The sequence below is a fragment of the Aeromonas sp. FDAARGOS 1418 genome (assembly GCF_019048585.1).
Classification (GTDB): domain Bacteria; phylum Pseudomonadota; class Gammaproteobacteria; order Enterobacterales; family Aeromonadaceae; genus Aeromonas; species Aeromonas caviae.
Map to the genome: position 1 here is coordinate 3605639 of NZ_CP077387.1, position 24080 is coordinate 3629718.

A 24080-nucleotide genomic window follows, 5' to 3' on the forward strand; every position below is an offset into this window, starting at 1 on the left:
CTATGTTGGGTGGAAAAGCTGGCCGGTGGTCAGGCGGCGATGGGCTTCAAATAGCCAAGGTCGATCAGGCGTCGGGTCAGCCACTGCTGACCTTTGCCGGTCACCATGGGTGTGAAGGTGGGGACGGTCTCATCATTGTGGGTGCGGGTGCCCTCCTTGACGGTGAAGTACCCACGCTCGATGTAGTCCTGAAACGGCAGGTTGTGCCGGTTCCCGCCGCTCATCAGGATGCGATGATCGCGCAACGCCCGAAACAGCACGTTCTGGCCGAGCCCGACAGCGCGGGCGTAGTTGCCGATATTGACGCCCTTGTCGTCACCGGCAACGCGATCGGCAAATGCCACCTTGGGCGCCTGAACCGCCAACAGATGGTTTTTCTGCTCCACTTCCAGCGCAAGGCGACCGGCCTCGAGCAGCGCGGCGGCATAGGTCTGCGGGATCTGCGGCCCCTGCTGGGATTCCAGCTCCTGCCAGCGCTTGATGATCGCCATGCGCAGGGCGGCACTGTAGCCAGCAACAAGGCAGAGGGTTTCTTCCTTGGTCAGCAAAAGGCACGGCTGGGTGCGACCTCTGCCGTCTTTGTAATCGGCTGGCTTTTCAGCCGATTGAATTTCGACCAGCATTTTGCGGATATCGGCCAGAACGTTCTTGTGCTCTTTCCCTGTCAGTTCAGCGATCTCAACGCTGCTCATGGTCTGGTCGTTGTTGTTGATAAGGCTCAGATTGGTCATGGTCTTGGGTCCTGTGGGTGGTTGGGCGGCTGGTTAGGCGGCCTGCTGGGTAGGATGGTCTTGCTCCTTGATCAGGGGGTAATCCTCCAGTCCCAGCCGCAGCTCGCCATTGCTGGCAATGACAAAGCTGACTGCATGCTGGGCTGGAATTACCTCCCCCCACTTCACGGCAAGGCTGCGGGAGATGCCAATCGCTTTCATGGCGCGGGCCATGTTGCCGAAATAGCCGATTACTTCATGTTTCTTCATTGGTCTGGGTCCTGTGTGTGGTGACATGCAAATGATGTCCTCTACAGAGAACGATGTCAATCATCGCCGTCTCCCAAAGTGATCGATGGCGGAATTACAATTTAGTCTCTAAAGAGAACAAGAGGTTATTGATGAAAACTTTCGGGCAACGCCTTGAGGAAAAGCTGCAAGAGCTGAATATCAGCATGTCTGAGCTTGCGCGCCGTACCGGCTTATCCAAGAGCGTGATTAGCAACACCATCAATAACCCGAATCGTGAAATGCGAGTGTCATCCCTGATTTCCATTGCCAGGGTGCTGAAGGTTGATCCCATATGGCTATACACCGGCCGCAGCAGCGGTGATCTGCTGAACGACATTCAGTTCAACTCCGATAAGGTGCCGGTCTGGACCCTAGCTGACGTGGGAAGCCTGGCAACTGATATGCTGCCGAACATGGATAGCGGGCGGTATGTAGTGGCAGAGAACCAAAGCCACAGCATTGCCATCGAGGCCACAAACGATCACCTCTCAAAATCAGGCATTGTGGCCGGAGATATCTGCATATTCAGCTTGGCCGATCGCACCCCAGAAGAAGGTGCCGTAATGCTGATCAGGCTGGAAAAGAGCGGCCAAGCGCGCCTGCTAAGAGCGATGTCCGGAATTGATGGGTGGGTTTACGGTGTAGATGATCCCAGGCTTGGTACGGTCACATCCAGTGAGGCTATCGTGCTTGGTAAGCTGTCAGAACTGAGGCGCAGCGAAATCAAGTAACACCCCTCTCCCCTCCCTCCCCTTAACCCGCTTCGGCGGGTTTTTTGTTGCTCAAAAAAAATGTCGTTTATTTTAGAGATCGATATTGACCGCTCGTTCACTAAAGATTACGATTCCCTCATCGTCCTCTTGAGAGAACGACCAAGACCAAAACAACAAGGGGCAGCGTGGAAGGCGGCCAATCGTGGTGAAGGTCTTGGGTAATGCCACACGAACGGTGAGAGCCCGGGCCGGAGACGTAACCGGCAAACCTCCTGATCTGGCGGAGTAAAAAGCCAGCAAAGAATTGAGTGCCACCCGGCAACAGGACCCGGCCCCTGACCAGGGCAGAAGTGAGGCGCCTGACCAGCGCGTAAGAACGACAAAGCCCGCACAAGGCGGGCTTTGAAGGACTGGGGTACCACCCCAATCGGATGTTGCCAGGGGACCAACCCTAGCAACAGGACCCAGCATGACGAATCACGTGGGAATTAGCGAGGACCAACTCGCCAACAGGAGTGAATGTACCATGACCAAGCGCATTTTTTCTAGGGCCGCGAAAAGCGCAGACCAGATCATCGCCGCCATCGCCGACCGCCTGAACGGCAACGCCGCCCGCCGCCGAACCATCAAGCAACGCTTGACGGTTGCCATGATGGCCACCGAGCGGCACCAGCTCGTCGCAGCCCGCACCGCCCAGTCTGCCAAGGTGCGCACCCTGACCGCCATGAAATGCCGCGCCCTCCTCCACTGGCGGGCCGAGTTCCACCGCAACGCCATCTGACCCGGGTCTGGCGCTTCCCTCATAGCGCCGTAGCCAAAGCCTCTTTCTCAAGCACCGCAAGGATGCTTTGGCTTCGCTCACGCCAAATTCGGCTGGGCCTGCTCTTTAACAACATGGAACCGGCTCACAACCACGAATCCCGATGCCGGTAGGGATGCGCCGATACCCCGTTCAATCCGGAAGGCGGTGCGTGAACGTGAACGGTGGCCACTGGCAACAGTGGCCAGCCTGGAGCCCCTTGCATCAGGGGGTTGCAGGCTGACAGCCGCCCCAAACAGATCCATAATACCCCCTTCGAAATAAGGAGGGGTTATGAATCGAGTGGGGGGTTGGTGGCATGCAATGCTGCTCAGTGGATCGTTGATGGCATTTGGTATATCCGCGAAGACTGATGAAGATAACTGGTTCGTTGTAGATACCTGCGATTGGGCTCATGGGTTCAATCTTGACCGAGATGGTGGCACCGATAGCCAGATAAGTTTGGTTCTATCAGATCAAGGGGTGTTGGCTTTGTCATTGCCGAGCCGGTTTGCCGCTGGTTTCAGAGGTACGGATGGGGCTGTAGATGACATGGTGATTACCATCAACGGTGTGAAGCTCAGGTCTGTAGCTGCTTATGTTAGCGGCAAGAATGAGGGCGTGTTGGTAAAGCCAGTATCAGATGATGGCCAGAACTTTTTATTGAATGCAGTGCATGCCTCAAAGAAAACCGACATTATTTTCCAAGGAAGAACGGCAAGCGCAAAGTTCCCAGAGCTTCAGATCGGCATCGATGCGCTTCGTAAGTGTAAAAAACCTATTTAGCGTATTCACGCAATAACGCTAACAGAGCCCAGCAACTGCTGGGCTTTTTCGTTTTTACAACCACAGGACCCAGACCATGAAACCACTGACCGAAGCCCAGCTGATGGGATTTCGCGGCGCGATGGTGCCACCCACCCGCCGCAAGTACCACGTAGACGCAGCCCCATCCGCCGAACAGGCGCGTATGGCCCGCAACAAAGCCTCTGCCCGCCGCGCCATCGAGGAATATCACGAAGCGCGAGCCCTTCGGCGTGAAATGGAGCTCTAGCCATGACCAATGAAACCACCCTGCTCGCCCTGCTGGAGAGCCAGGAGGCCGAGGCCAACGCCAAGGCCGAGTGGGTCGCCGAGTGGATCGCGGCCAACCGTCCCCTGCTACTGACCGGGGAACTCGATACCGACCTGTCCACCCTGCTGGCCGAGGTGAACCACGACCAGGGCCTGCAGCTCAACCAGGCGATGTTCCTGCTGATGACCGAGGGCGATCCTGCCCCGCTGATGCAGCTCACCAAGCAGCTGATGGACGCCGCCCTGGCCGCCCTGGCCAAGGAAGCATGGGGTTATCACCTCGCCGCCCTGCACGACGCCATGAGCGAGGAGCAGTTTGAGCGGTATCAGCACAGGAGCGCAGCATGAATGCCATCGCCGACACCTCCACCGCGCACCCGCTTGGCCGGGTGTTCGGCCTCTCCAACGAGGAGTACCACGCTGGCCCCGGGGTCAGCAAAAGCCAGCTCGACCAGATAGCCGAGAGTCCGGCCACCTATATCTGGGCCAAGAATGCCCCGGTAGATGAGGAGAAGCTCAAGGCCTTCGACATGGGCAGCGCCATCCACTGCCTGCTGCTGGAGCCCGACGAGTTCAAAGACCGCTTCATCATCGCCCCACCGTTCAACCGCCGCACCAATGCCGGCAAGGCAGAAGAGGCCGAGTTCCTGGCCAGCTGCGCAGAGCTGGGCAAGACGGTGATGGATGCCGAGGAGGGACGCAAGCTCTACCTAATGCGCGACAGCGTGATGGCCCACCCGGACGCCCGCTGGCTGCTGGAGCAGGAAGGACACAGCGAGGCCTCCTTCTACTGGATTGACCCCCAGACCCAGGAGCTGTGCCGGATCCGCCCCGACCGCCACCTGAGCAATCACCCCATCATGATCGACGTGAAGTCGGTGGACGATATGGGGCGCTTCGAGCGCCATGTCGAGGACTTCCGCTACCACGTGCAGGATGCCATGTACTCCGAAGGCTTCCACCGGGTGATGGGCGAGGAGCCGGAATTCGTCTTTCTGGCTGTCAGCACCAGCGTGAACTGTGGCCGCTACCCGGTGCGGGTGCGCCCCCTGACGGATGACTGGAAGGATGCGGGCAAGGACCTGTTCCGCCGCGACCTCCATCGCTTCCACGACTGCCGGGTCAACAACGACTGGCACGACTTCAAACCCCTCCAGCGCCCAGCCTGGGCGACAAGGAAAGCAGCATGAACGACGTATCAAACGTAGAGACTTTGGTGCCATTAGAGGGCAGCTCTGGCCACTTCTTCGCAATGATTGCACCCCAGCTTCGCAGCCAGGGCATTGAGGCCCTTCTGCCGTCAGGCGTGAGCTTTGAGGCTTTTGTGCGGGCCGCCGCCACTGCCATGGCACAGAACCCAGAGTTGGCAAACGCCGACCAAAAGTCAGTCATCCAGTCCCTTATCCGGTGTGCGACACACGGGCTTGTGCCGGACAACCGAGAGGCGGCACTGGTCACCTTCAAGGAGAAGCAAGGCACCAACTTCGTCCTCAAAGCGCAGTACATCCCCATGGTTGACGGCGTGCTAAAGCGCGCCCGCATGAGCGGTCAGATTGCCGTCATTGCCGCCAAAGCCGTGTTTGATGGCGACGCCTTCGATTACTGGATGGACGAGCAAGGTGAACACATCAACTACCGCCCCACCTTCAAAGGCCGGGGCGAGTTCTCACTGGCTTTCGCTTTTGCCAAGCTGCACTCAGGCGAATTGATTGTCGAGGTCATGCCAAAAGAAGATATCGAGCGCGTCAAAAGTGCCAGTAAGACCGGTAATAGCGAATACGGGGCTTGGGCCAAGTGGTACGACAGGATGGCGGTAAAAAGCGTCCTACATCGCCTCGCCCGACGTCTCCCGTCCGCATCAGAACTGGTTACCTTGCTGGAGTCTGGCGATGAGTTCGACTTCTCGCGGCAGCCAGAGAAACCCATCCCAAAGCAAGGCGGCAGCCGCGCCTTGGATGCCATCCGCGGCCAGAGCACCGAACCGATCACCCTGGAGCACGAGCAGGTGGCCGAACCCGCCCAGGCGGACCACGCCAGCGCCTACGCCGACCACTGCGCCGCCATCGAGGGGTCCTGTGATACCGCTGAGTGGCAGCAGGCCTACACAACCGCCTGGACCTGGGCCAACGAAACCGGCGACCAGAACATCATTGCCGGCATCAAGCAGATCGCCGGCGAGCGCAAGAAGCAGCTCAGCGCCCAGCAATAACCCACAAGGCCCGCTCACTGCGGGCTTTTCAATCCCAAGGACCCCACCATGACCGAACAAGCCACTGTCGAAAAAACCAAAGCAGACAACGCCCAAGCCCAGCTGGTTGTCATCGAACCCACCACCGCCGTCGCCCTGTTCACCGAGGGCCAGGGCGTGGCTGAGCTGCTGGCCGATATCCGCCAGAAGGCAACCAGCCTGGTGCCCGACATCACCACCCCCAAGGGCCGCAAGGAGATCGCCAGCATCGCCCATGCCGTTGCCCGCACCAAGACCTACCTGGACGGGCTCGGCAAAGAGCTGACCGACCAGTACAAGGAGATCCCCAAGCGCATCGACGCCAACCGCAAAACCCTGCGCGACACCCTGGACACCTTGAAAGACGAGGTGCGCGCCCCGCTCACCCAGTACGAAGAGGCAGAGGAGGCCCGGGTGGCAGCACTGCAATCCCGGCTGGCCCGCCTCAATGAACTGGGATCCTCCGCCAGCATCGAGAACGCCGCCGCCGACCTGCAGGCCATGCTGCAGGAGGTCGAGCAGAACGCCCTGGACGACTCCTGGCAAGAGCTGCTGCCCCAGGCGACCGTCGCCAAGGAGCTCGCAACCAAGCGCCTCGGCGAAGCGCTGGCAGCCCGCCAGAAATACGAATCAGAGCAGGCCGAGCTGGAGCAACTGCGCCAGAAGCAGGCCGAACAGGATCGCATCGACCGCGAGCGCCTGATAGCCGAGCAGGCGGCGGAGCAAGCTCGCCGGGAGGAAGAGGATCGCCAGCGCCTGGAGCGTGAAGCCGCCCAGCACCGCGAGCTGGAAGCCCAGCGCCAAGCCCAGGCTGCCCGTGAACGTGAAGAACAAGCCCGGCGCGATGCCGAAGCCGCCGAACTGGCCCGCCAGCAGGCCGAAGCCAACGCCGCACGCATGGCAGAGGAGGCTGCTGCCTGTGCCGCAGAGCAAGAGCGTCAGCGCATCGCCGACGAGCAGCGCCAGAAAGCCGCAGAGGATGCTGCGCGCTCCGCCGACATGGAGCACCGCCGCACCATCAACAACGCCATCCTGATGGACCTGATGGGCCTGGGGATCGAGGAGGGGAAAGCCATCAACCTCATCAAGCACATCGCCAGCAACAAGATCGACCACCTGACCATCAACTACTGATCACCCGCCCCGCCGCCAACGGGGCTTTTGCACTCCCAGAGGACCAACCATGACCACGCTGAACCCCAGCGAGGCGACCAGTCTCGCCCTGAACACCCTCACCAGCCAGATCCGCAACATCCTGCTGATGCCTGACGGCCCGGCCAAGGCCGCCATCGGCAGCTTCGAAACCCTGCTCAACGCCAACCTGACCATGATTAGCGAGGCCGCCAACGCCCACATCGACGAGTTCAACGAGCTGATTGACCAGCTGGAAGCCCGGGATGGCGAGCTGCTTACCCAGGCGGCCCTGGTCAGCGAGCTGCGCCAGCAGGTTGCCGAAGCCGAGCAGCGCATCGTTGCCGCACGACAAGAAGGCGCCACCTGGTTGGAAGACAAGGATTCCGAGCTCTACAAGCTGCAGCGCGCCCTGAACGATGTTCAGACCAAATATGGCGCTTTGCAGTACAACGCCCGCCAACTCGAGCGCCAGCTGGCCGACCTCAACGCCATGGATCCGGCCGGCATGAAGCGCCGCATCAAGGAGAAGAACGAGCTGCTGGAGGAGCAGCGCACGGCAATCGCCAAACACAAGAGCAACGAAGCCGCCTACCGCGCCGAAGTGTTGAAGCTGGGGCGCCGTATCAGTGAGCTGCTGGGCGTCATCAACGATCAGGACCGTGAGCTGGAGCGCCGCCACACCGTCATCATGGAGCTGGAGAGCGCCCGCGCTGCCAAGCTGGTCTGGCACAAACACCTTGGCGGCACCTACCAGGGCGAGGATGGCACGCTCTGGAACGTCTACCTGGTGGATCACGGCCTGAAATCCAACCTCCCCTACCTCATCAACGACCTCAACTGGAAGCTGCACGCCATGAAATCCGATGGCTCCGGCTGCTCAGTCATGCTGAGCCAGTGGATGAACCCCATCTACCCGACGCCCTATGGTGCCGGTGCCCCGGACGAGATGACCCGGGACATCTTCGCCTTCATGCAGGAGGCCCTGGAGCAGAGTCACCCCCACCTGCAGCCGCGCACCGAATGGGCCAAGACGGTCAGCATCCATGAATGCGGCCTGCCGCCGCGCACCATCAAGCCGCTGGAGGAGGCCGGGATCGACACCCTCTACAAGGTGATGAGCCACCAGGGGAACCAACTGAACAAGGTGAAGGGGATCGGCGAGAAGCTCGTCGGCCTGATCATCTACGCCTGCGAGCTCAAGGTGAAGCTGTGGGAGGAGCAGTTCGCAGCCGGCCTGCACGCTGAGCAACACAGGGAGGCGGCATGACCAGCTTCTACCTGCGCGACAGCCGCGGTAACACAGGCAGCTCCTGCATGTTCTGGGCTGAAAACGGCAACGGCTACACCACCAATCTCGACAGGGCGCACGTCTACACACAGGAAGAAGCCCAGCGCTACATCAATGCCCGCCACACCGATGTACCACTCAGCAAAGCGCTGGTCGATGAGCTCGTCACCGTGCGGGTGGACCACCAGTATCTTGATGAGAGCCAGGGCGGCTTGGGTGCGGATGGCGGTGAATACGTCATTCACGTCAACCGCGGTGACTACGATGGCAACGACGTTTACTGGAAGGCCGAACGCGGTTGCACGGTGAACCTTTCAGACGCCATGGTGCTGACCAAGGATGAAGCTGAGCAGGCCATGCGGTTTCTGGATGATGCTGTCATCTACCCGTTTCTGTATGCCGTCTCCATCAGCCGCCGCACATTCCAGGCGCACAACGTCAATGAGCGCCGCATGGTCACCGCTGCCGGGATCCGCAAGCCAAAGCGACCACGGAAGCGTCAGACCACGGGCCGCACCCGCGGCAACTGCTATCTCTGCGGCAAGGTTACCTGGGGGTTCAGCCGATACGAGGCGTACAGCTGCGCAGAGGCGGCCAGAGAGAAGTATGGCGCCAGCCACATTGATGACTGCGATGACGCGGCCAGATACAACAAAGCCAGAAAGGAGGGGGCATGAAAATCGACATCCACAGCACCAACCGCAAGTACCGGGTGATCTACGCGGACCCGGCCTGGCAATTCAAATCGAAGAAATCTGGCGGCTCAATGAAAAGCGGGGCCGCGCAGGTGTACAGCGTCACCTCGATAGAGGACATGAAGGCGCTGCCAGTGGCGAGGCTGGCAGACGATAACTGCATGCTGGTCATGTGGTGGGTAGGCAGCATGCCACAAGAGGCCATCGCCCTGTGCCAAGCCTGGGGATTCCGGATCATGACCATGACCGGCCTGGTGTGGGAGAAGCGCACCGTAAACGACAACCCCCACTTCGGTATGGGGTGGGCGACGCGGGCCGGTGCGGAGTGCGCCTTGATAGGCATCAAGGGCAAAGTCAGCAATCTGGTAGTGGACAAGGCTGTGCGCTCGGTCATTCGAGCCAAGGTGGGGCGCCACAGCGAAAAGCCGCACGAGTGCCGAGAGGCGATCGAGAAGCTGTGCGGTGATGTTCCACGCATCGAGCTCTTTGCCCGTTCGGCCGCCCCAGGCTGGGACTGCTGGGGCAACGAAGCCCCATCACTACCAGAGCAGTCCGCCGCCTGATACCCCCAACCCATCCACCGCCATCCCCACAGAAACGGTGGATAAGTCGAGGACCCCCATGAAAGCCACGGAAAACCCCTACTGCGGCGCAGTAGTCATCGGGTTGGGTGTCGTCATGCCCCATCCCAAGCAGCCCGGCAAGTTCGTCCTGCCAGGCGGCATCACCTGCGACCGGCAAACCGCCGAGGCCGCAGCCAAGAAGATCCACGACCTGCAGGCCAAGAAAGCCCGCAACTAACCGACCAAAGGACCCAGACCATGTGGTTTAAAAACCTTCAAGTTTACCGTTTCACCCGCCAGTTCGAGTTGACCGCCGAACAACTGGAAACCCAACTGGAGGCGTGCGCCTTCACCCCCTGCGGCAGCCAGGATATTTCCCGCTTCGGCTGGACCCGCCCACTCGGCAAATTCGGCAGCACCCTGACCCATGCCGCCGCCGGCCAGATCCTGCTGTGTGCCCGCCGCGAGGACAAGATCCTGCCTCCCGCCGTCGTCAAGGAAGCACTGGCCGAGAAGATCGAGGCTGTCGAGTTCGAGCAGGGCCGAGCCCTCAAGAAGAAAGAGAAGGAAGCGCTCAAGGAGGAGCTGCTGCACACCCTGCTGCCGCGGGCATTCAGCCGCACCAGCCAGACCTTCGCCTGGATCAACCCGGCAGACGGCCTGCTGATGGTCGATGCCTCCTCCGCCAAGAAGGCGGACGATGTGCTGGCCCTGCTGCGCAAGTCCATCGGTAGCCTGCCGGTGGTGCCGGTGGCGCTCAAGAACCCGCCCGAGATCACCATGACCGAGTGGCTGCAGAAGGGCAACCTGCCCGCCGCCTTCACGCTGGAGGATGAATCCGAGCTGCGCAGCGCCCAGCAGCATGGCGGCATCGCCCGCTTCAAACAGCAGGACCTGATGACCGACGAGGTGAAAAACCACCTCGCCAACGACAAGCTGGTCACCAAGCTGGCCCTGAGTTGGGGCGAGAGTATCAGCTTCGTGCTGGGCGACGACCTTTCCATCAAGCGCCTCAAGTTCAGCGAGGAGCTGCGCGAGCAGAACGACGATGTGACCAGTGAGGACCCGGCCGCCCGCCTGGACGCAGACTTTGCCCTGGTGACCGGCGAGCTCTCCCAGTTCATCCCGGCCCTGTTCAATGCCCTGGGTGGTGAGGAGGCGCCGCTATGACCGACATCACCATTACCGACACCAAAGAGGTCTGGGTGGTTTACACCAACACCGACCTCACCGAGGGGCGTGGGCATCAGTACCCGATCCACGTCTGCGGATCAGCATCCACCGCCGCACGCATGGCGACACGCAAGGGCGTCCAGGGGAGCGACGCCAACGTCAGCAAGGAGATCGCCGTGAAGGTGCGAGGCAGTTGGCTGGCGCCGGTGAGCATCATCGAGCCCAACGATGCAGATCGCCGCGCTGACGCGCTCAACGCCGAGCGCCTGCGGGTGATGGACAAGGCCCGGGCCGCTGGCCTGACGGACGACGAAATCAGAATGCTGGGGGATGTATGAGCGAACAGCAGCGCATAACAGATCTGCTGCGAGATCTACACGAATACATCGGTGCCTCGATACCGCAGACCATTTCCGAACACTACCTGGGTTGCGACCTGCTTGATCGCATCGATGCCGCGTTGGCTGGCACCCCACAAGCGCAACCAGATGCCGACTGGACCGAGGCCACTACCACCCCGAACGAGCAGGACTACCGTGAGCTGCAGGCCCAGCGCGACCAAGTGCAGAGCCGTATGAAGGCGGCGCTTGATTTCGTACGGGATTCTGAACCGGTACTTAGGGAGGCCATGGATGCGTTCAACTGGGAGTGCGGCGGTGTCGGCGAAGATGAAGCGCGAGCTTTGCATAATCGCATAGACGCGCTACTGGCTGACCAGCTGCCATCCCCTACCGTGACAATTACTGAAACCATCCGCACCGCTCCGGAGCGGATCTGGTTGCAGGTTGGAGACCAGAGCCACTACCACAGCGAGCCATTCCCGAGCGATACCAGCGAGGTGAGTTGGTGCGCTGATTCGGTGATTGCCTGCGAGGTGCCGTATGTGCGGGCGGATCTCGCCGCGCCTGCGGTGTTACAAGGAGGTGAGCCGTGCGATTCCGCGAGCCTATCATTCAGCCCGGCCTGACCCGCACCGAAGCAGAAGAGACCCGCGCCAGATACCTCCGCATCAACCCCGGCGCCCGGGTAACCATCGACAGCCAACCCGATAACCCCCAGCTCAAGACCCTGATAGCCCACCTCCCAGTCCTGCCGTTCAGGCAAGTCATGGATCCCGGCTTTATCGGGTACCGCGGCTGGCGAGCATAACCAGATCCCCGGCCTGCCCGGGGCTTCCAATTCAAGGACTCACCATGGCGAAAATCTACATAGCCGGGCCTATCTCAGGCCTGCCGAACTTCAACCGCGACGCCTTCAATGCCGAGGCGCACCGCCTGCTTGGCCTGGGCCATGTAGCCCTAAACCCGGCGATCCTGCCGGATGGGCTGGAGCAACACGAATACATGGCCATCTGCATCGAGATGGTCAAGATGGCCGATCAGTTGGTCATGCTGCCTGGCTGGGAGCGCAGCGCCGGCGCCAGAGCAGAGCACGCCCTGGCCATCAAGCTCGGCAAGCTCGGCAAGCCGGTGATCCTAACTTCAATCCCACACGAGGCGGCAGCATGAAACCACGCATCGAGAAGAAGCTGAGCAAGAAGATCCACGCCATTCTGGGCAACCTGCTGGGGGAGGTGTGGATCGACAACGAGCTGGAGCTGCACCAGCCGCACTGGCGTTGGCGTAACGGCGACGACCGCCCGCCTCTCACCGGCAACCAGGAGCGGCAGAACCGGCAAATGCGGGTGAGCGTCAACCACATGCCCAGCATCGGCGGAGGGCTGGACTACTGGGGGGAAGGCCAAGACTGGCACTCGCTCCTTTATGTCGCGCGAGAAGTCCTGATTTGGACTTTTGGTGAAGAGACCGACTCTGATGGCCCGTTCGGTGGCTATCCGCTGTTGAAAGCCAAGATGACCGGCGCCTGGGTCATCAAGCACGCCAAGCTCTACGCCCTGCAGGAGCAGGCCAAGGCAGCCAAGAAGGCGCGGGAAAAGGCCATCGTTGAGCAACTCAAGGATGATGGGGTGATCCAGTGGAGGGCTGGCGAAGGCTGGGTCGGCGAGTGCGTGTGCTGCAAACAGCTCAAGCCAATCTGGTGCAGCCCTGCCGAGTTCGACCCGAACCACCACTACTGCGGCGGCTCGCCGCGCTGCTGCCCATAGGAGGCTGACATGGCCAAGTATCGCTACGGGTTGTTCCAGACCCCAGCCAAGACGGACCCCTACGTTGACGACCTCCAGGCTGCCGAAGCGAAAGCGGAGGAGCTGTCGCGCAGCCTCAACGGTGAGCCTGTGGCCGTGTGGGGCGAGAACGATGAGACACTGACCCTGTTCGCCGGGTTCGAGCAGTTCAAGCCCGTTTGAACTTTCCGCCATGAATAACGGCCCTTCCTTCAACTCACCCGGCGCCCCATCCTCTGGGACAGGAGGGCCACGCCATGCAACAACTTCAACTGACCATCGACCAGGACAGCCAGCTACTCAACGACCTGGTCAGCACCGTGCGCTCCCCCACTCTTTCCCGATCGGCCAAGCTCGCCGAGATCGGCCGCATCCTGGCGCACTTCGATCTGCCCATCGAAACGCCCCGGGTTGCTGGCCAGCTCTGGAGCGCCACCGAACTGGGCAGGGAGCTGGGGGTGAGCGCCCAGGCCATTGGCCGACTGGCCAACCAGCATCAACTCAAACGCCCGGCGTTCGGGGAGTACCGCCTTGACCAAGCGGTCAGCAGCAGGAAGCAGGTGGAATGCTTCCTCTACAACCGAGCAGGCCGGGATGAAATAACCAGAATAATGAGGACCAACAAATGCAACAATTCGTCTACCCATGTGCCAGGTGGGTGAGGCCGAAGTTATTCGCCGAACTGACAGGCATGACAGAAAAAGCCGCCGAGGGACGGCGCTTAAAAGGAGAGTGGCCGGAAGGGCGGGTATGGTGCCGAGCCCCGGATAACCAGATTCGTTACAACGTTGCGGAGTATGACAAGTGGGTCGAGTCAAACATGATGATCTAGTGGCTGGAGTCACTGGATTGGAGGTTCATGGCAAAAAGCTGCGCATTACCTTCACCTATAAACGGGCGCGCTGCCGGGAGGTCCTCGACCTCCCCATCACCAAGGCGAACGTGAAGTTTGCCACCAACAAGCTCGCAACCATCAAGCATGAGATTGCGATCGGTACCTTCAGCTACGCACATCATTTCCCTGACAGCTCAGCACTGACTCGATTTGGAGGAAGCCGGCGAAACGTCACCATCTGGGAGGCCTATCAGGATTTCTGGCGGCTTCACAAACCTATGCTGAAGCCTACCTCTCGTCATGGCTACCCGTTCGCCATTGAAGCGTGCATCAATGTCCTGGGTAAGGACCGACAGGTCTCAACGCTGATGCCCAAGGACATAGAGCTGATCCGCAATGAGCTGCACATCTCACTCAAACCCAGCTCCATCGTCACCTACCTTGGGCGATTCAGGCAGTTGCTTCGCTGGTGTGAGAAGAACAACTTACTTGCGGATGCAGCAAGACTCACAGGAGGAGTGAGGCCCGTCACCACCAGAAAAACCTCACCGGCAGACCCTTTCGAATTTGATGAATACACCCGGCTGCTGGAAGCCTGCTCCCACGAGCAGCAGCGAAACATGATCACCCTTGCTATCTATACTGGCCTTAGAACAGGCGAGCTGAGAGCTCTTGCCTGGGAGGACATCGACCTCGAAAAAGGGGTCATGGTCATCAGCAGGAACATCAGTAACGAATCGGACTATTTCAAACTGCCCAAGACCAACGAGCCCCGGGAGGTTGATCTGCAGCCGCCCGTGATCGCAGCTCTCAGATCTCAGATGGCATTGTCGTTCATGCGTGCTGTGGTGTCAGTAGATGTGGACATGAATGGTCGTATCGAGCGCCAGAGCATCAGACCGGTATTCACGCCTAAGGTGACGGGCCCCCATGTTCCACACGCCAAGGAGTTCTTCACCGCTGCCGGAGTGTCTCATGCCTGGAGCAACATCATGAGGAGAGCCGGGGTAAGATACCGGCGCTTCTATCAACTTAGGCATACGTTTGCTAGTTGGAACCTGACGTCGCATGGAAATCTCGCGTATATTGCAGCGCAAATGGGTCACGCTGACCTTGAAATGTTACAATCCGTCTACGGAAAGTGGATCGCCTCGGCGAGCAAATCTGAGGCGGTCAGGATCTGGGAGCAGATGCAATCAAAAGGCCTTTTTGCCCCAATGACGCCCCAAGAAAAAAAGATCCAACAGTAAGCGATTGATTTATTAGATAAATAGTCAACCCCCACAATTCCCGGCAAAGGAACTGGAACCCCCCATGAACAAATTGCTTATCAAGAATGCCACCCTGGTCAACGAAGGCCGCATCTATGCCTCCGACGTCCTGATCGAGGGTGAGCGGATCGCCCGCGTCGCCCCGGACATCAGTGCCCCCGATGCCGTGGTGATCGATGCAACGGGCCGTCATCTCATCCCCGGGATGATCGATGATCAGGTCCACTTCCGGGAGCCCGGCCTGACCCACAAGGGAACCATCGCCAGTGAATCCCGGGCCGCCGTGGCCGGTGGCACCACCAGCTTCATGGAAATGCCCAACGTCAATCCCCAGACCACCACCATCGACGCCCTCGAAGCCAAATACCAGATCGCCGCCAACTCCGCCGCCGCCAACTACAGCTTCTACCTGGGTGCCACCAACGACAACCTGGAAGAGATCAAGAAACTCGATCCCAAGCAGTCCTGCGGCATCAAGATCTTCATGGGGGCCTCCACCGGCAACATGCTGGTGGACAACCAGGAGACCCTGGCAGCCATCTTCCGCGAAAGCCCGGTGATGATCGTCACCCACTGCGAGGACACCCCGTCCATCAAGGTGCTGGAAGACGAAGCTCGCGCCAAGTGGGGCGAAGACGTGCCCATGCGCGAGCACGGCCGCATCCGCAGCGCGGACGCCTGCTACAAATCCTCCAGCATGGCGGTCTCCCTGGCCAAGCAGTACGGCGCCAAGCTGCACGTGCTGCACCTGACCACGGCGAAAGAGCTCTCGCTCTTTACCGCCACCCCGGATCTGAAGGATCTCAAGGACAAGAACATCACCGCCGAAGTGTGCGTCCACCACCTCTTCTTCAACGAGGCGGACTACGACACCCTGGGCAGCCAGATCAAGTGCAACCCGGCGGTGAAGAGCGCTGCCGACCAGCACGCCCTGCTGGATGCGGTACGCAACGACGTACTCGACATCATCGCCACCGACCACGCCCCCCACACCTGGGAAGAGAAGCAGAACAGCTACTTCAAGGCGCCGTCCGGCGTGCCCCTGGTGCAGCACTCCCTGCAGGCGCTGCTGGAGCTCTACCACAACGGGGTCTTCAGCCTGGAAACCATCGTCAAGAAGACCTCCCACGCGGTGGCCGAACGCTTCCAGGTGCAGGATCGCGGCTACATCCGGGAAGGCTACTTCGCCGACCTGGTGCTGCTGGATCTCGGCAAGCCCTACGTGGTCACCGACAGCAACCTGCTCTATCTGTGCGGCTGGTCCCCGTTCAACGGCTACCGCTTCCAGAGCACCATCGAGATGACCCTGGTCAACGGGCAAATAGCCTGGCAGAACGGTCAGGTCACCGACAAGGTATTGGGCAAGCGGCTCACCTTCAACCGCTGATCTGGATGATGACCGCTTCCAGCGCGCCCTGCTTGAGATGACCCTGGTCACCGACAAGGTATTGGGCAAGCGTCTCACCTTCAACCGCTGATCTCGGCTTGAGAGCATCACGCCAAACGGCCACCTCCGGGTGGCCGTTTTTCCTGCAAGACAGCGGTGAGGTGCCGACAAAATGCACCACTGGTCGCACTTTGATCCGAAGTTGCTCGCAAAGCAGGCAAACGATCTCGAACCTGGATTTCCCCTGTTGACAGGGTCGGGGCATCTCCATAAACTCCCTCCCCGTCAGCCGAGCTGACTCCGTCGGTGTGTAGCGCAGCCAGGTAGCGCATCTGCATGGGGTGTAGAGGGTCGGAGGTTCGAATCCTCTCACACCGACCAAATTCCCCGAGAAAGGCCTTGTCAGAGGACAAGGCCTTTTCTTTTATGGTCTTCCGCCGCGATTGTCTCTCCAACCCCTTTATGCTGTAGTAAAACCCCCTTTGCCAAGCGGCCCGCATCATGTTGCCTTCCCTTCGTACTTTCTGCACCCTTGCCCTCAGCGCCCTGCTGGTCGGCCAGCTCGCGGGCTGCGCCACCGCCTATGACAGTGAAAAATCGTTCTGGAATGGCCAGACCGGTTTTTCACAGACCCAGCTTGGCCCGGCCCGCTGGCAACTGGAGTTTGTGGGCAACGATCTGGTGGACAGGGAAACGGCGCGCAAATACGTGCTCAAGCGGGCCGGTGAGGTGGCACTGGCAAAGGGATACCCCTGGATTCAGGTCGAGACGCTGACCCTGTCGCGGGATGCCGTCAGGGTCACCCCGACCCGCCCCCAATTCGGGTTCGACGAGTACGAGCCAGACACCTTCATGGACGACATGCAGGTGGAACACCGCACCTCGGCCCTGCTCGTCTTCACCCTGGAGGCCAGCCCCCGGGACGCGCAGAGCATGGAAGCCGTTTATCTCGCAAAAATTAAAATAAACAGCGATTAATACAAATAAATCACAAGATGCATATCAAATACAGCTAACAACAGCACAAAACCCCGAAACAAGTCACTGGATTTCCCCTTCGCGATTAGGCATGCTCCAGCACACCGGCTGTCTGGATTCCACCGCCCGGATCACAAAAAAGGACTGAGGCGGCCCCTCGCCGCCTGCACAGGCATTGCACCTATCGAAACCGGAACTCCCCCATGAAAATGAACAAGTTGACCGTTGCCATCCTCATTGCGATGTTGCTTGGCATCGTGACCGGGCAGGGTTATCGCCTGCTCGCGCCCGCACAGGCCGCAGGCTTTGCCGATGACATCACCCTGCTGACCGACATCTTCCTGCGCCTCATCAAGATGATCATCGCCCCCCTGGTGTTCACCACGCTCGTGGTCGGTATCGCCAAGATGGGCGACACCCGCACCGTGGGCCGCATCGGCGTCAAGACCCTGGGCTGGTTCATGCTCGCCTCCCTGATGTCCCTGACCCTGGGGCTGGTCATGGTCCACCTGATGCAACCCGGGGTGGGGCTCTCCCTCTCCCTGCCCGATGACGGCGCCAGCTCCGGCGTGGTTGCCACTGCCATCTCCCTCAAGGATTTCGTGACCCACGCCATCCCGAAAAGCGTGGTCGAGGCGATGGCCACCAACGAGATCCTGCAGATCGTGGTCTTCTCCCTCTTCTTCGGGCTGGCCGCCGCCGCCCTGGGGGACGACGCCAAGCCCGTGGTCAAGCTGATGGCCAGCGGCGCCGAGATCATGCTCAAGGTGACCGGCTACGTGATGAACTTCGCCCCGTTCGCGGTGTTTGGCGCCATCGCCGCCATGGTCGCCAAGGAGGGGCTCGGCATCCTCGCCACCTATGGCACCTTCATGGCCCAGTTCTATCTGGCGCTCGGCTGCCTCTGGCTGCTGCTCATCGCCATGGGCAGCCTCTTCATCCGCCGCCGCATCCTGACCCTGCTCGCCCTCATCCGCGAACCCATCCTGCTGGCCTTCTCCACCGCCAGCTCCGAGGCCGCCTACCCCAAGACCCTGGACAGGCTGGAGAAATTTGGCTGTGACAAGCGCATCGCCAGCTTCGTGCTCCCCATGGGCTATTCCTTCAACCTGGACGGCTCCATGATGTACTGCACCTTCGCGGTGATGTTCATCGCCCAGGCCTATGGCATCGAGCTCTCCACGGCCCAGCAGATCACCATGCTGCTGCTGCTGATGGTTACTTCCAAGGGAATGGCCGGGGTGCCCCGCGCCTCCCTGGTGGTGATTGCCGCCACCCTCAACCAGTTCCACATCCCGGAAGCGGGCATCCTGCTGCTGCTCGGTATCGACCACTTCCTCGACATGGGGCGCTCCGCCACTAACGTGCTGGGCAACGCCATCGCCGCGAGCGTGGTGGCCAAGAGCGAAGACAGCCTGGGTGAGACCGCCCCCCTCGGCGAGGTAGACACCGCCAAGGCGTGATCCCCTGACCCCCATGACAACGGCCCGCCTCTGCGGGCCGTTGTCATATGCCTGATGGGGCACGCCGCGCCTCAGCACCAGCGCCTGACCTGCCGGCAATAGTCGTCATAGGCATCGCCGAATTGCCGCCGCAGCGCCTGCTCCTCCGCCAGGATCTGGAAGCGGGTAAGCCAGACCCAGAGCAGCAGCGGCCCGAGCCACACTGCCATGCCTCCCAGATAGCACGCCAGCGCCAGGGTCCAGCAGAGCAGCCCCAGATACATGGGATTGCGGCTGATGCGATAGACGCCCCGGGTCACCAGCACCCGGCTGCTCTCCAGCCGCTGGGGGTGCACGGTGGTGCGCTGCTGCCAGAAATGCAGAAGCGCACCGCCTCCCAGCAGGGCTCCCGCCAGCCACAGCGTGGCGACCAGCACCAGCCACAGTGGCGCCGCCCTCCCCTCGCCCCGCCCCAGCCACATGGCGAGCACGATGACGACGAACAGCAGCAGCGGTGGAATCCGCAACGTCAGCTTCATATTTTCTTCCTGCAACACGTGCCACGATTGACGCCGTTGAGATACACTCCCAGAGTCGGCATCTGGATAAAAAGTGAAATATATCATTAGCATAGCAACATGCCATGACCAGACCTGCCGCAGCTCGCCTCAGCGATGAGCCCAGCCTCAACTCAAGACAATAAGAAAGGACTTGCCCCATGCACAAGAAAACACTGCTCGCGACCCTGATCTTTGGCCTGCTGGCCGGCCAGGCGGTCGCCGCCCCCTACCTGCCGCTCGCCGACGACCACCGCAACGGTCAGGAACAGACCGCCGCCAACGCCTGGCTGGAAGTGGATCTCGGTGCCTTCGAGCACAACATCCAGACCCTGAAGAATCGCCTCGGTGACAAGGGCCCGCAGATCTGCGCCATCATGAAGGCGGACGCCTACGGTCACGGCATCGACCTGCTGGTCCCTTCCGTGGTCAAGGCAGGCATCCCCTGCATCGGCATCGCCAGCAACGAAGAAGCACGTGTTGCCCGCGAGAAGGGCTTCGAAGGTCGCCTGATGCGGGTGCGTGCCGCCACCCCGGATGAAGTGGAGCAGGCCCTGCCCTACAAGCTGGAAGAGCTCATCGGCAGCCTGGAGAGCGCCAAGGGGATCGCCGACATCGCCCAGCGTCATCACACCAACATCCCGGTGCACATCGGCCTGAACTCCGCCGGCATGAGCCGCAACGGCATCGATCTGCGCCAGGACGATGCCAAGGCCGATGCCCTGGCCATGCTCAAGCTCAAGGGGATCACCCCGGTCGGCATCATGACCCACTTCCCGGTGGAGGAGAAAGAGGACGTCAAGCTGGGGCTGGCCCAGTTCAAGCTGGACTACCAGTGGCTCATCGACGCCGGCAAGCTGGATCGCAGCAAGCTCACCATCCACGCCGCCAACTCCTTCGCTACCCTGGAAGTGCCGGAAGCCTACTTTGACATGGTGCGCCCGGGCGGCATCATCTATGGCGACACCATTCCCTCCTACACCGAGTACAAGAAGGTGATGGCGTTCAAGACCCAGGTCGCCTCCGTCAACCACTACCCGGCGGGCAACACCGTCGGCTATGACCGCACCTTCACCCTCAAGCGCGACTCCCTGCTGGCCAACCTGCCGATGGGCTACTCCGACGGCTACCGCCGCGCCATGAGCAACAAGGCCTATGTGCTGATCCATGGCCAGAAGGCCCCCGTCGTGGGCAAGACCTCCATGAACACCACCATGGTGGACGTCACCGACATCAAGGGGATCAAACCCGGTGACGAGGTGGTCCTGTTCGGACGCCAGGGTGATGCTGAAGTGAAACAATCCGATCTGGAGGAGTACAACGGTGCCCTCTTGGCGGACATGTACACCGTCTGGGGCTACACCAACCCCAAGAAGATCAAGCGCTAAGCAAATTGCTGACATGAAAAAGGGCTCCCGAGGGAGCCCTTTTTATTGCACCGTTCACGCCGCCTTTTTGCGGGTCATCAGCAGACTCAGCCCCATGGAGGCCAGCAGGATCAGCGCCACCACGCCAAGGGCGATGCCGGTCGGTATCTTGAAGATATCGAGCAGCAACATCTTGACCCCGATGAACATCAGGATCAGCGCCAGGCCATATTTGAGCAGGGCGAAGCGATCGGCCACCCCGGCCAGCAGGAAGTACATGGCGCGCAGCCCCATGATGGCGAAGATGTTGGAGGTGAGCACGATGAAGGGATCCGTGGTCACCGCGAAGATGGCCGGGATACTGTCCACCGCGAAGATGAGGTCGCTCACCTCCACCAGCACCAGGATGAGCAGCAGCGGGGTCGCGTAGCGCACACCGTCACGCCAGACGAAGAACTTCTCTCCCTCCAGCGTCTCGGTCACCTTGAAGCGACGACGCATCCAGCCGAGCAGGGCATTGTTCTCGAGATCCGGCTCCTTGTCGGCCGCCCACAGCATCTTGGCACCGGTCAGCAGCAGGAAGGCCCCGAACAGGTAGAGGATCCAGTGGAACTGCTCGATGAGCCAGCTGCCCGCGAACACCATGCCGGCGCGCATCACGATGGCCCCCAGCACCCCGTAGAGCAGGACCCGACGCTGCAGCTCCGCCGGGATGGCGAAGTAGCCGAACAGCATCAACCAGACGAAGACGTTGTCCACCGCCAGTGCCTTTTCGATGAGGTAGCCGGTGAGAAACTCCAGCCCCTTCTGGTTCGCGATTTCGCGCCCGGCACTGTGATCCAGCCAGAGCCAGATGGCCAGGTTGAACAGAAGCGCCACGCTGACCCAGATGAGAGACCAGATGCCCGCCTCTTTCAGCGACACCTTGTGCGCCTTGCCGCCACCGACAAAGCGGATATCAATCCACAACAGGACCAGCACTATGCTGAAGAAACCGGTCCACATCCACCATTCACCCATTTTCACTTCTCCCAAAACGACAAAACCCACGGCCGGGAGGCAGTGGGTTCGCGTTTGGAGCAGATACACCTTGCCTCTCGGCAAGGTCTCACTTACAGCCGATTGACATCGACTGCCCGGCTGCCGGGTGCACTGCAGGATATGGGTGCACCGTAATGACGACAAACCGGCGAGAAGTTACTCCCCTTGTGCGGCGGATAGTAGCAGCGACAACCGCTGGCGCCAAGAGGCATCTTATCCCCCATGCAATAAAAAGGGCGCCAGCACGCGCCCTTCTCGATACGGTTCTCCTTAGAACCTGTTTACGAGCTGTCGCGAGAGGTCGTCAACAAGGTAAAGAGCAGCGCAGGAACCGGAATGTATATGAATACATGAGGATTCCGAGCAGCGCATGAGCCTTGATCACGGCCTCGCAGCAAGATCGTTAACAGGTTCTCAGAGCGGGTCCACCTTGAGACAGGAAACCGCGTGGTCGAAGTTGCCCTCGAGCTGGGGCCGGGTCTTGGCGCACTCCGGGCCTGCCACCGGGCAGCGGGTACGGAACACGCAACCGGAGGGCGGATTCATGGGGGATGGCAGGTCCCCTTCCAGGATCTGGATGACCTTGCTGCGCTCCAGATCCGGATCCGGGATGGGGACCGCCGACATCAGCGCCTTGGTATAGGGGTGCAGGGGATTGGCGAAGATCTCCTTGCCGGTCCCCAGCTCCACCGCGTTGCCCAGGTACATCACCAGCACCCGATCGGAGATGTGTTTGACCACGGAGAGGTCGTGGGCGATGAAGATGAGGGAGAGCCCCATCTCCTTTTGCAGGGATTTGAGCAGGTTCACCACCTGAGCCTGGATGGAGACATCCAGCGCCGAGACCGGCTCGTCACAGATGATCATCTTGGGCTCGAGGATGAGCGCCCGGGCGATGCCGATGCGCTGGCACTGGCCGCCGGAGAACTCATGGGGGTAACGGTTCACCAGGTTCGGCAACAGACCCACCTTGGTCATCATGGCGCGCACCTTCTCCTTCACCTCTTCCCTTGGCAGGGTCGGGTAGAAGGTGATGAGGGGCTCGGCGATGATGTCGCCTATGGTCATGCGGGGGTTCAGGGAGGCCAGCGGGTCCTGGAAGATCATCTGGATTTCCTTGCGCTTCTCCCGCAGGGCGTTCTGCTCGAGCTTGGTCAAGTCCTGCCCAAGCCACACCACCTTGCCGTCGGTGGCCGGTACCAGGCCGATGAGGGCACGGGCGAAGGTGGATTTGCCGCAACCGGACTCCCCCACTACGCCCAGGGTCTCCCCTTCGTAGAGGCGCAGGGTCACCCCGTCCACCGCCTTCAGGGCGGAGGGCTTGGCCCAGGGCCAGGCCTTGTCACTCTTGATATGGAAGTGAACCTTGAGGTCGGACACTTCCAGCAGCAGTTTCTTGTCAGTACCCATTTAGTTCACTCCCTTGATCATGGCATCCGATACCCAGTGGCACGCCCGCTCCCGGCCGTCGTTGAACGGTGTCAGGATCGGCGATTGCTGGCCACACATCTCGCTCACCCGGTGGCAACGCTCCTGGAAGGGACAGCCAGTGGGCAAACGCAGCAGGTTGGGCGGATTGCCCGGAATGGTGGGCAGCTCTTCCCCTTCGGTGTCGAGGCGGGGAATGGCGCGCAGCAAGCCTTCGGTATAGGGGTGGCTCGGGCGATAGAAGATATCGTTGACCCGGCCGTACTCCATGGTCCGGCCTGCATACATCACCAGCACCTTGTCGCAGATGCCGGCCACGACGCCAAGATCGTGGGTGATCATGATGATGGCGGTGTTGAACTCGCGCTTGAGCTCGTTCATCAGGGTCATGATCTGGGCCTGTACCGTCACGTCCAGCGCCGTGGTCGGCTCGTCGGCGATGAGCAGCTGCGGCCGGCACAGGAGCGCCATGGCGATCATCACCCGCTGGCGCATGCCGCCTGAGAACTCGTGGGGGTACATGTTCATCCGCTTGCGCGACTCGGGGATCTTCACCGCGTCCAGCATGCGCACCGACTCCTCGAAGGCGGCAGCCTTGGTCATCCCCTTGTGCAGCATCAGCACTTCCATCAGCTGATCCTTGACCTTCATGTAGGGGTTGAGCGACGTCATGGGGTCCTGGAAGATCATGGCGATCTTCTCGGAGCGGATCTTGTTGAGCTTGTGCTCCGGCAGATTCAGGATCTCGTCCCCCTGAAATTTGGCCGAGCCGGTGATGACGCCGTTCTTGGCCAGCAGCCCCATGATGGCAAAGGCAGTCTGGGACTTGCCTGAGCCCGACTCCCCGACGATCCCCAGGGTTTCGCCAGCAGAAAGAGAAAAGTTGAGGTCGTTGACGGCCACCACATTGCCGTCCGGGGTCTTGAACTCGACCCGCAGATCTTTCACATCCAGTAATTTCATCTCAGTACTCCTTATCGCGCTG

Annotated in this window: 31 protein-coding genes and 1 tRNA gene; 25 read left to right on the forward strand and 7 right to left on the reverse strand. The window is 60.7% G+C overall.

The window, feature by feature from the left end:
* Positions 1 to 29 precede the first annotated feature (29 nt).
* Both I6L48_RS16710 and I6L48_RS16715 read right to left on the reverse strand, forming a co-directional pair.
* The gene (locus tag I6L48_RS16710; protein ID WP_106887159.1) at positions 30 to 731 is read right to left on the reverse strand and encodes a Rha family transcriptional regulator; all 702 of its coding nucleotides are present in this window, start codon (positions 729 to 731) and stop codon (positions 30 to 32) included.
* Positions 732 to 764: 33 nt separating this feature from the next.
* Positions 765 to 980 (reverse strand): Cro/CI family transcriptional regulator, encoded by a 216-nt coding sequence (locus I6L48_RS16715; protein WP_005310214.1) that lies wholly within the window; start codon positions 978 to 980, stop codon positions 765 to 767.
* A 53-nt stretch (positions 981 to 1033) separates the two neighbouring features.
* Here I6L48_RS16715 and I6L48_RS16720 point away from each other — a divergent pair, with 53 nt between their 5' ends.
* The 21 genes from I6L48_RS16720 to I6L48_RS16820 all read left to right on the forward strand — a co-directional run bounded on the left by I6L48_RS16720 (position 1034) and on the right by I6L48_RS16820 (position 16282).
* Entirely contained in the window at positions 1034 to 1732 is a 699-nt protein-coding gene (locus tag I6L48_RS16720; RefSeq protein ID WP_254203221.1) for a helix-turn-helix domain-containing protein, read from the forward strand.
* A 508-nt stretch (positions 1733 to 2240) separates the two neighbouring features.
* Positions 2241 to 2495 (forward strand): hypothetical protein, encoded by a 255-nt coding sequence (locus I6L48_RS16725; RefSeq protein ID WP_202040098.1) that lies wholly within the window; start codon positions 2241 to 2243, stop codon positions 2493 to 2495.
* Positions 2496 to 2807: 312 nt separating this feature from the next.
* Complete coding sequence (locus I6L48_RS16730) at positions 2808 to 3299, forward strand: hypothetical protein (protein WP_113070520.1); 492 nt, start codon at positions 2808 to 2810, stop codon at positions 3297 to 3299.
* Positions 3300 to 3375: 76 nt separating this feature from the next.
* Positions 3376 to 3567 carry a PA3496 family putative envelope integrity protein gene (locus tag I6L48_RS16735; protein ID WP_216987493.1) on the forward strand — a complete coding sequence of 64 codons (192 nt, stop codon included), beginning with the start codon at positions 3376 to 3378 and terminating at the stop codon, positions 3565 to 3567.
* 2 nt (positions 3568 to 3569) lie between these two features.
* The gene (locus I6L48_RS16740) at positions 3570 to 3935 is read left to right on the forward strand and encodes a hypothetical protein (protein ID WP_216987494.1); all 366 of its coding nucleotides are present in this window, start codon (positions 3570 to 3572) and stop codon (positions 3933 to 3935) included.
* Complete coding sequence (locus I6L48_RS16745) at positions 3932 to 4777, forward strand: PD-(D/E)XK nuclease-like domain-containing protein (RefSeq protein WP_043163235.1); 846 nt, start codon at positions 3932 to 3934, stop codon at positions 4775 to 4777. Before I6L48_RS16740 ends, I6L48_RS16745 begins: the two co-directional genes overlap by 4 nt.
* Positions 4774 to 5796, forward strand: a complete 1023-nt coding sequence (locus I6L48_RS16750) for a recombinase RecT (protein ID WP_216987495.1) — start codon at positions 4774 to 4776, stop codon at positions 5794 to 5796. Before I6L48_RS16745 ends, I6L48_RS16750 begins: the two co-directional genes overlap by 4 nt.
* A gap of 48 nt (positions 5797 to 5844) precedes the next feature.
* Positions 5845 to 6948 carry a hypothetical protein gene (locus I6L48_RS16755; protein WP_216987496.1) on the forward strand — a complete coding sequence of 368 codons (1104 nt, stop codon included), beginning with the start codon at positions 5845 to 5847 and terminating at the stop codon, positions 6946 to 6948.
* 49 nt (positions 6949 to 6997) lie between these two features.
* Positions 6998 to 8215 (forward strand): hypothetical protein, encoded by a 1218-nt coding sequence (locus tag I6L48_RS16760; RefSeq protein WP_216988093.1) that lies wholly within the window; start codon positions 6998 to 7000, stop codon positions 8213 to 8215.
* The gene (locus I6L48_RS16765) at positions 8212 to 8913 is read left to right on the forward strand and encodes a hypothetical protein (RefSeq protein ID WP_216987497.1); all 702 of its coding nucleotides are present in this window, start codon (positions 8212 to 8214) and stop codon (positions 8911 to 8913) included. The genes I6L48_RS16760 and I6L48_RS16765 overlap by 4 nt, the downstream gene beginning before the upstream one ends.
* On the forward strand, positions 8910 to 9494 hold the full coding sequence (locus tag I6L48_RS16770) for an MT-A70 family methyltransferase (RefSeq protein WP_216987498.1): 585 nt from the start codon (positions 8910 to 8912) through the stop codon (positions 9492 to 9494). Before I6L48_RS16765 ends, I6L48_RS16770 begins: the two co-directional genes overlap by 4 nt.
* A 58-nt stretch (positions 9495 to 9552) precedes the next feature.
* Positions 9553 to 9732, forward strand: a complete 180-nt coding sequence (locus I6L48_RS16775) for a hypothetical protein (protein WP_043163230.1) — start codon at positions 9553 to 9555, stop codon at positions 9730 to 9732.
* Positions 9733 to 9752: 20 nt separating this feature from the next.
* On the forward strand, positions 9753 to 10664 hold the full coding sequence (rdgC, locus tag I6L48_RS16780; RefSeq protein WP_216987499.1) for a recombination-associated protein RdgC: 912 nt from the start codon (positions 9753 to 9755) through the stop codon (positions 10662 to 10664).
* The gene (locus I6L48_RS16785) at positions 10661 to 11005 is read left to right on the forward strand and encodes a hypothetical protein (RefSeq protein ID WP_216987500.1); all 345 of its coding nucleotides are present in this window, start codon (positions 10661 to 10663) and stop codon (positions 11003 to 11005) included. The genes rdgC and I6L48_RS16785 overlap by 4 nt, the downstream gene beginning before the upstream one ends.
* Complete coding sequence (locus I6L48_RS16790) at positions 11002 to 11634, forward strand: hypothetical protein (RefSeq protein ID WP_216987501.1); 633 nt, start codon at positions 11002 to 11004, stop codon at positions 11632 to 11634. Before I6L48_RS16785 ends, I6L48_RS16790 begins: the two co-directional genes overlap by 4 nt.
* A 226-nt stretch (positions 11635 to 11860) precedes the next feature.
* Positions 11861 to 12175: a DUF4406 domain-containing protein gene (locus I6L48_RS16795; protein ID WP_216987502.1), complete on the forward strand. Its 315-nt coding sequence runs from the start codon at positions 11861 to 11863 to the stop codon at positions 12173 to 12175.
* On the forward strand, positions 12172 to 12771 hold the full coding sequence (locus I6L48_RS16800) for a hypothetical protein (RefSeq protein WP_216987503.1): 600 nt from the start codon (positions 12172 to 12174) through the stop codon (positions 12769 to 12771). Before I6L48_RS16795 ends, I6L48_RS16800 begins: the two co-directional genes overlap by 4 nt.
* Before the next feature lie 9 nt (positions 12772 to 12780).
* Positions 12781 to 12972: a hypothetical protein gene (locus tag I6L48_RS16805; RefSeq protein WP_216987504.1), complete on the forward strand. Its 192-nt coding sequence runs from the start codon at positions 12781 to 12783 to the stop codon at positions 12970 to 12972.
* A 74-nt stretch (positions 12973 to 13046) separates the two neighbouring features.
* Positions 13047 to 13451 carry a hypothetical protein gene (locus I6L48_RS16810; RefSeq protein WP_216987505.1) on the forward strand — a complete coding sequence of 135 codons (405 nt, stop codon included), beginning with the start codon at positions 13047 to 13049 and terminating at the stop codon, positions 13449 to 13451.
* A 169-nt stretch (positions 13452 to 13620) separates the two neighbouring features.
* Complete coding sequence (locus tag I6L48_RS16815) at positions 13621 to 14874, forward strand: site-specific integrase (RefSeq protein WP_216987506.1); 1254 nt, start codon at positions 13621 to 13623, stop codon at positions 14872 to 14874.
* Between the two features lie 64 nt (positions 14875 to 14938).
* Entirely contained in the window at positions 14939 to 16282 is a 1344-nt protein-coding gene (locus tag I6L48_RS16820; protein WP_039038976.1) for a dihydroorotase, read from the forward strand.
* On the opposite strand, the gene I6L48_RS16825 is transcribed toward I6L48_RS16820, so the two are convergent.
* Complete coding sequence (locus I6L48_RS16825) at positions 16272 to 16553, reverse strand: hypothetical protein (RefSeq protein WP_216987507.1); 282 nt, start codon at positions 16551 to 16553, stop codon at positions 16272 to 16274. The genes I6L48_RS16820 and I6L48_RS16825 overlap by 11 nt on opposite strands.
* 33 nt (positions 16554 to 16586) lie before the next feature.
* Between I6L48_RS16825 and I6L48_RS16830 the strand changes: the two genes are divergently transcribed.
* From I6L48_RS16830 to I6L48_RS16840, 3 genes are all read left to right on the forward strand, one after another.
* Positions 16587 to 16663: transfer RNA gene (locus tag I6L48_RS16830), tRNA-Pro, on the forward strand.
* Between the two features lie 120 nt (positions 16664 to 16783).
* On the forward strand, positions 16784 to 17260 hold the full coding sequence (locus I6L48_RS16835) for a hypothetical protein (protein WP_223955526.1): 477 nt from the start codon (positions 16784 to 16786) through the stop codon (positions 17258 to 17260).
* Positions 17261 to 17463: 203 nt separating this feature from the next.
* A complete protein-coding gene (locus tag I6L48_RS16840; protein ID WP_041215419.1) occupies positions 17464 to 18723 on the forward strand; it encodes a dicarboxylate/amino acid:cation symporter in 1260 nt (419 codons plus the stop codon).
* A 71-nt stretch (positions 18724 to 18794) separates the two neighbouring features.
* On the opposite strand, the gene I6L48_RS16845 is transcribed toward I6L48_RS16840, so the two are convergent.
* Positions 18795 to 19241, reverse strand: coding sequence for an isoprenylcysteine carboxylmethyltransferase family protein (locus I6L48_RS16845; RefSeq protein WP_234921155.1), 447 nt, complete (start codon positions 19239 to 19241; stop codon positions 18795 to 18797).
* A gap of 179 nt (positions 19242 to 19420) precedes the next feature.
* Here I6L48_RS16845 and alr point away from each other — a divergent pair, with 179 nt between their 5' ends.
* Positions 19421 to 20647, forward strand: coding sequence for an alanine racemase (gene alr, locus I6L48_RS16850; protein ID WP_039038980.1), 1227 nt, complete (start codon positions 19421 to 19423; stop codon positions 20645 to 20647).
* 54 nt (positions 20648 to 20701) lie between these two features.
* Here the strand turns inward: alr and I6L48_RS16855 are convergent, their stop codons facing one another.
* From I6L48_RS16855 to I6L48_RS16865, 3 genes are all read right to left on the reverse strand, one after another.
* Positions 20702 to 21646: a TerC family protein gene (locus I6L48_RS16855; RefSeq protein WP_029314355.1), complete on the reverse strand. Its 945-nt coding sequence runs from the start codon at positions 21644 to 21646 to the stop codon at positions 20702 to 20704.
* Positions 21647 to 22081: 435 nt separating this feature from the next.
* Complete coding sequence (oppF, locus tag I6L48_RS16860; RefSeq protein WP_010674333.1) at positions 22082 to 23077, reverse strand: murein tripeptide/oligopeptide ABC transporter ATP binding protein OppF; 996 nt, start codon at positions 23075 to 23077, stop codon at positions 22082 to 22084.
* Positions 23078 to 24058 (reverse strand): ABC transporter ATP-binding protein, encoded by a 981-nt coding sequence (locus I6L48_RS16865; protein ID WP_042883149.1) that lies wholly within the window; start codon positions 24056 to 24058, stop codon positions 23078 to 23080.
* Between the last annotated feature and the right edge of the window lie 22 nt (positions 24059 to 24080).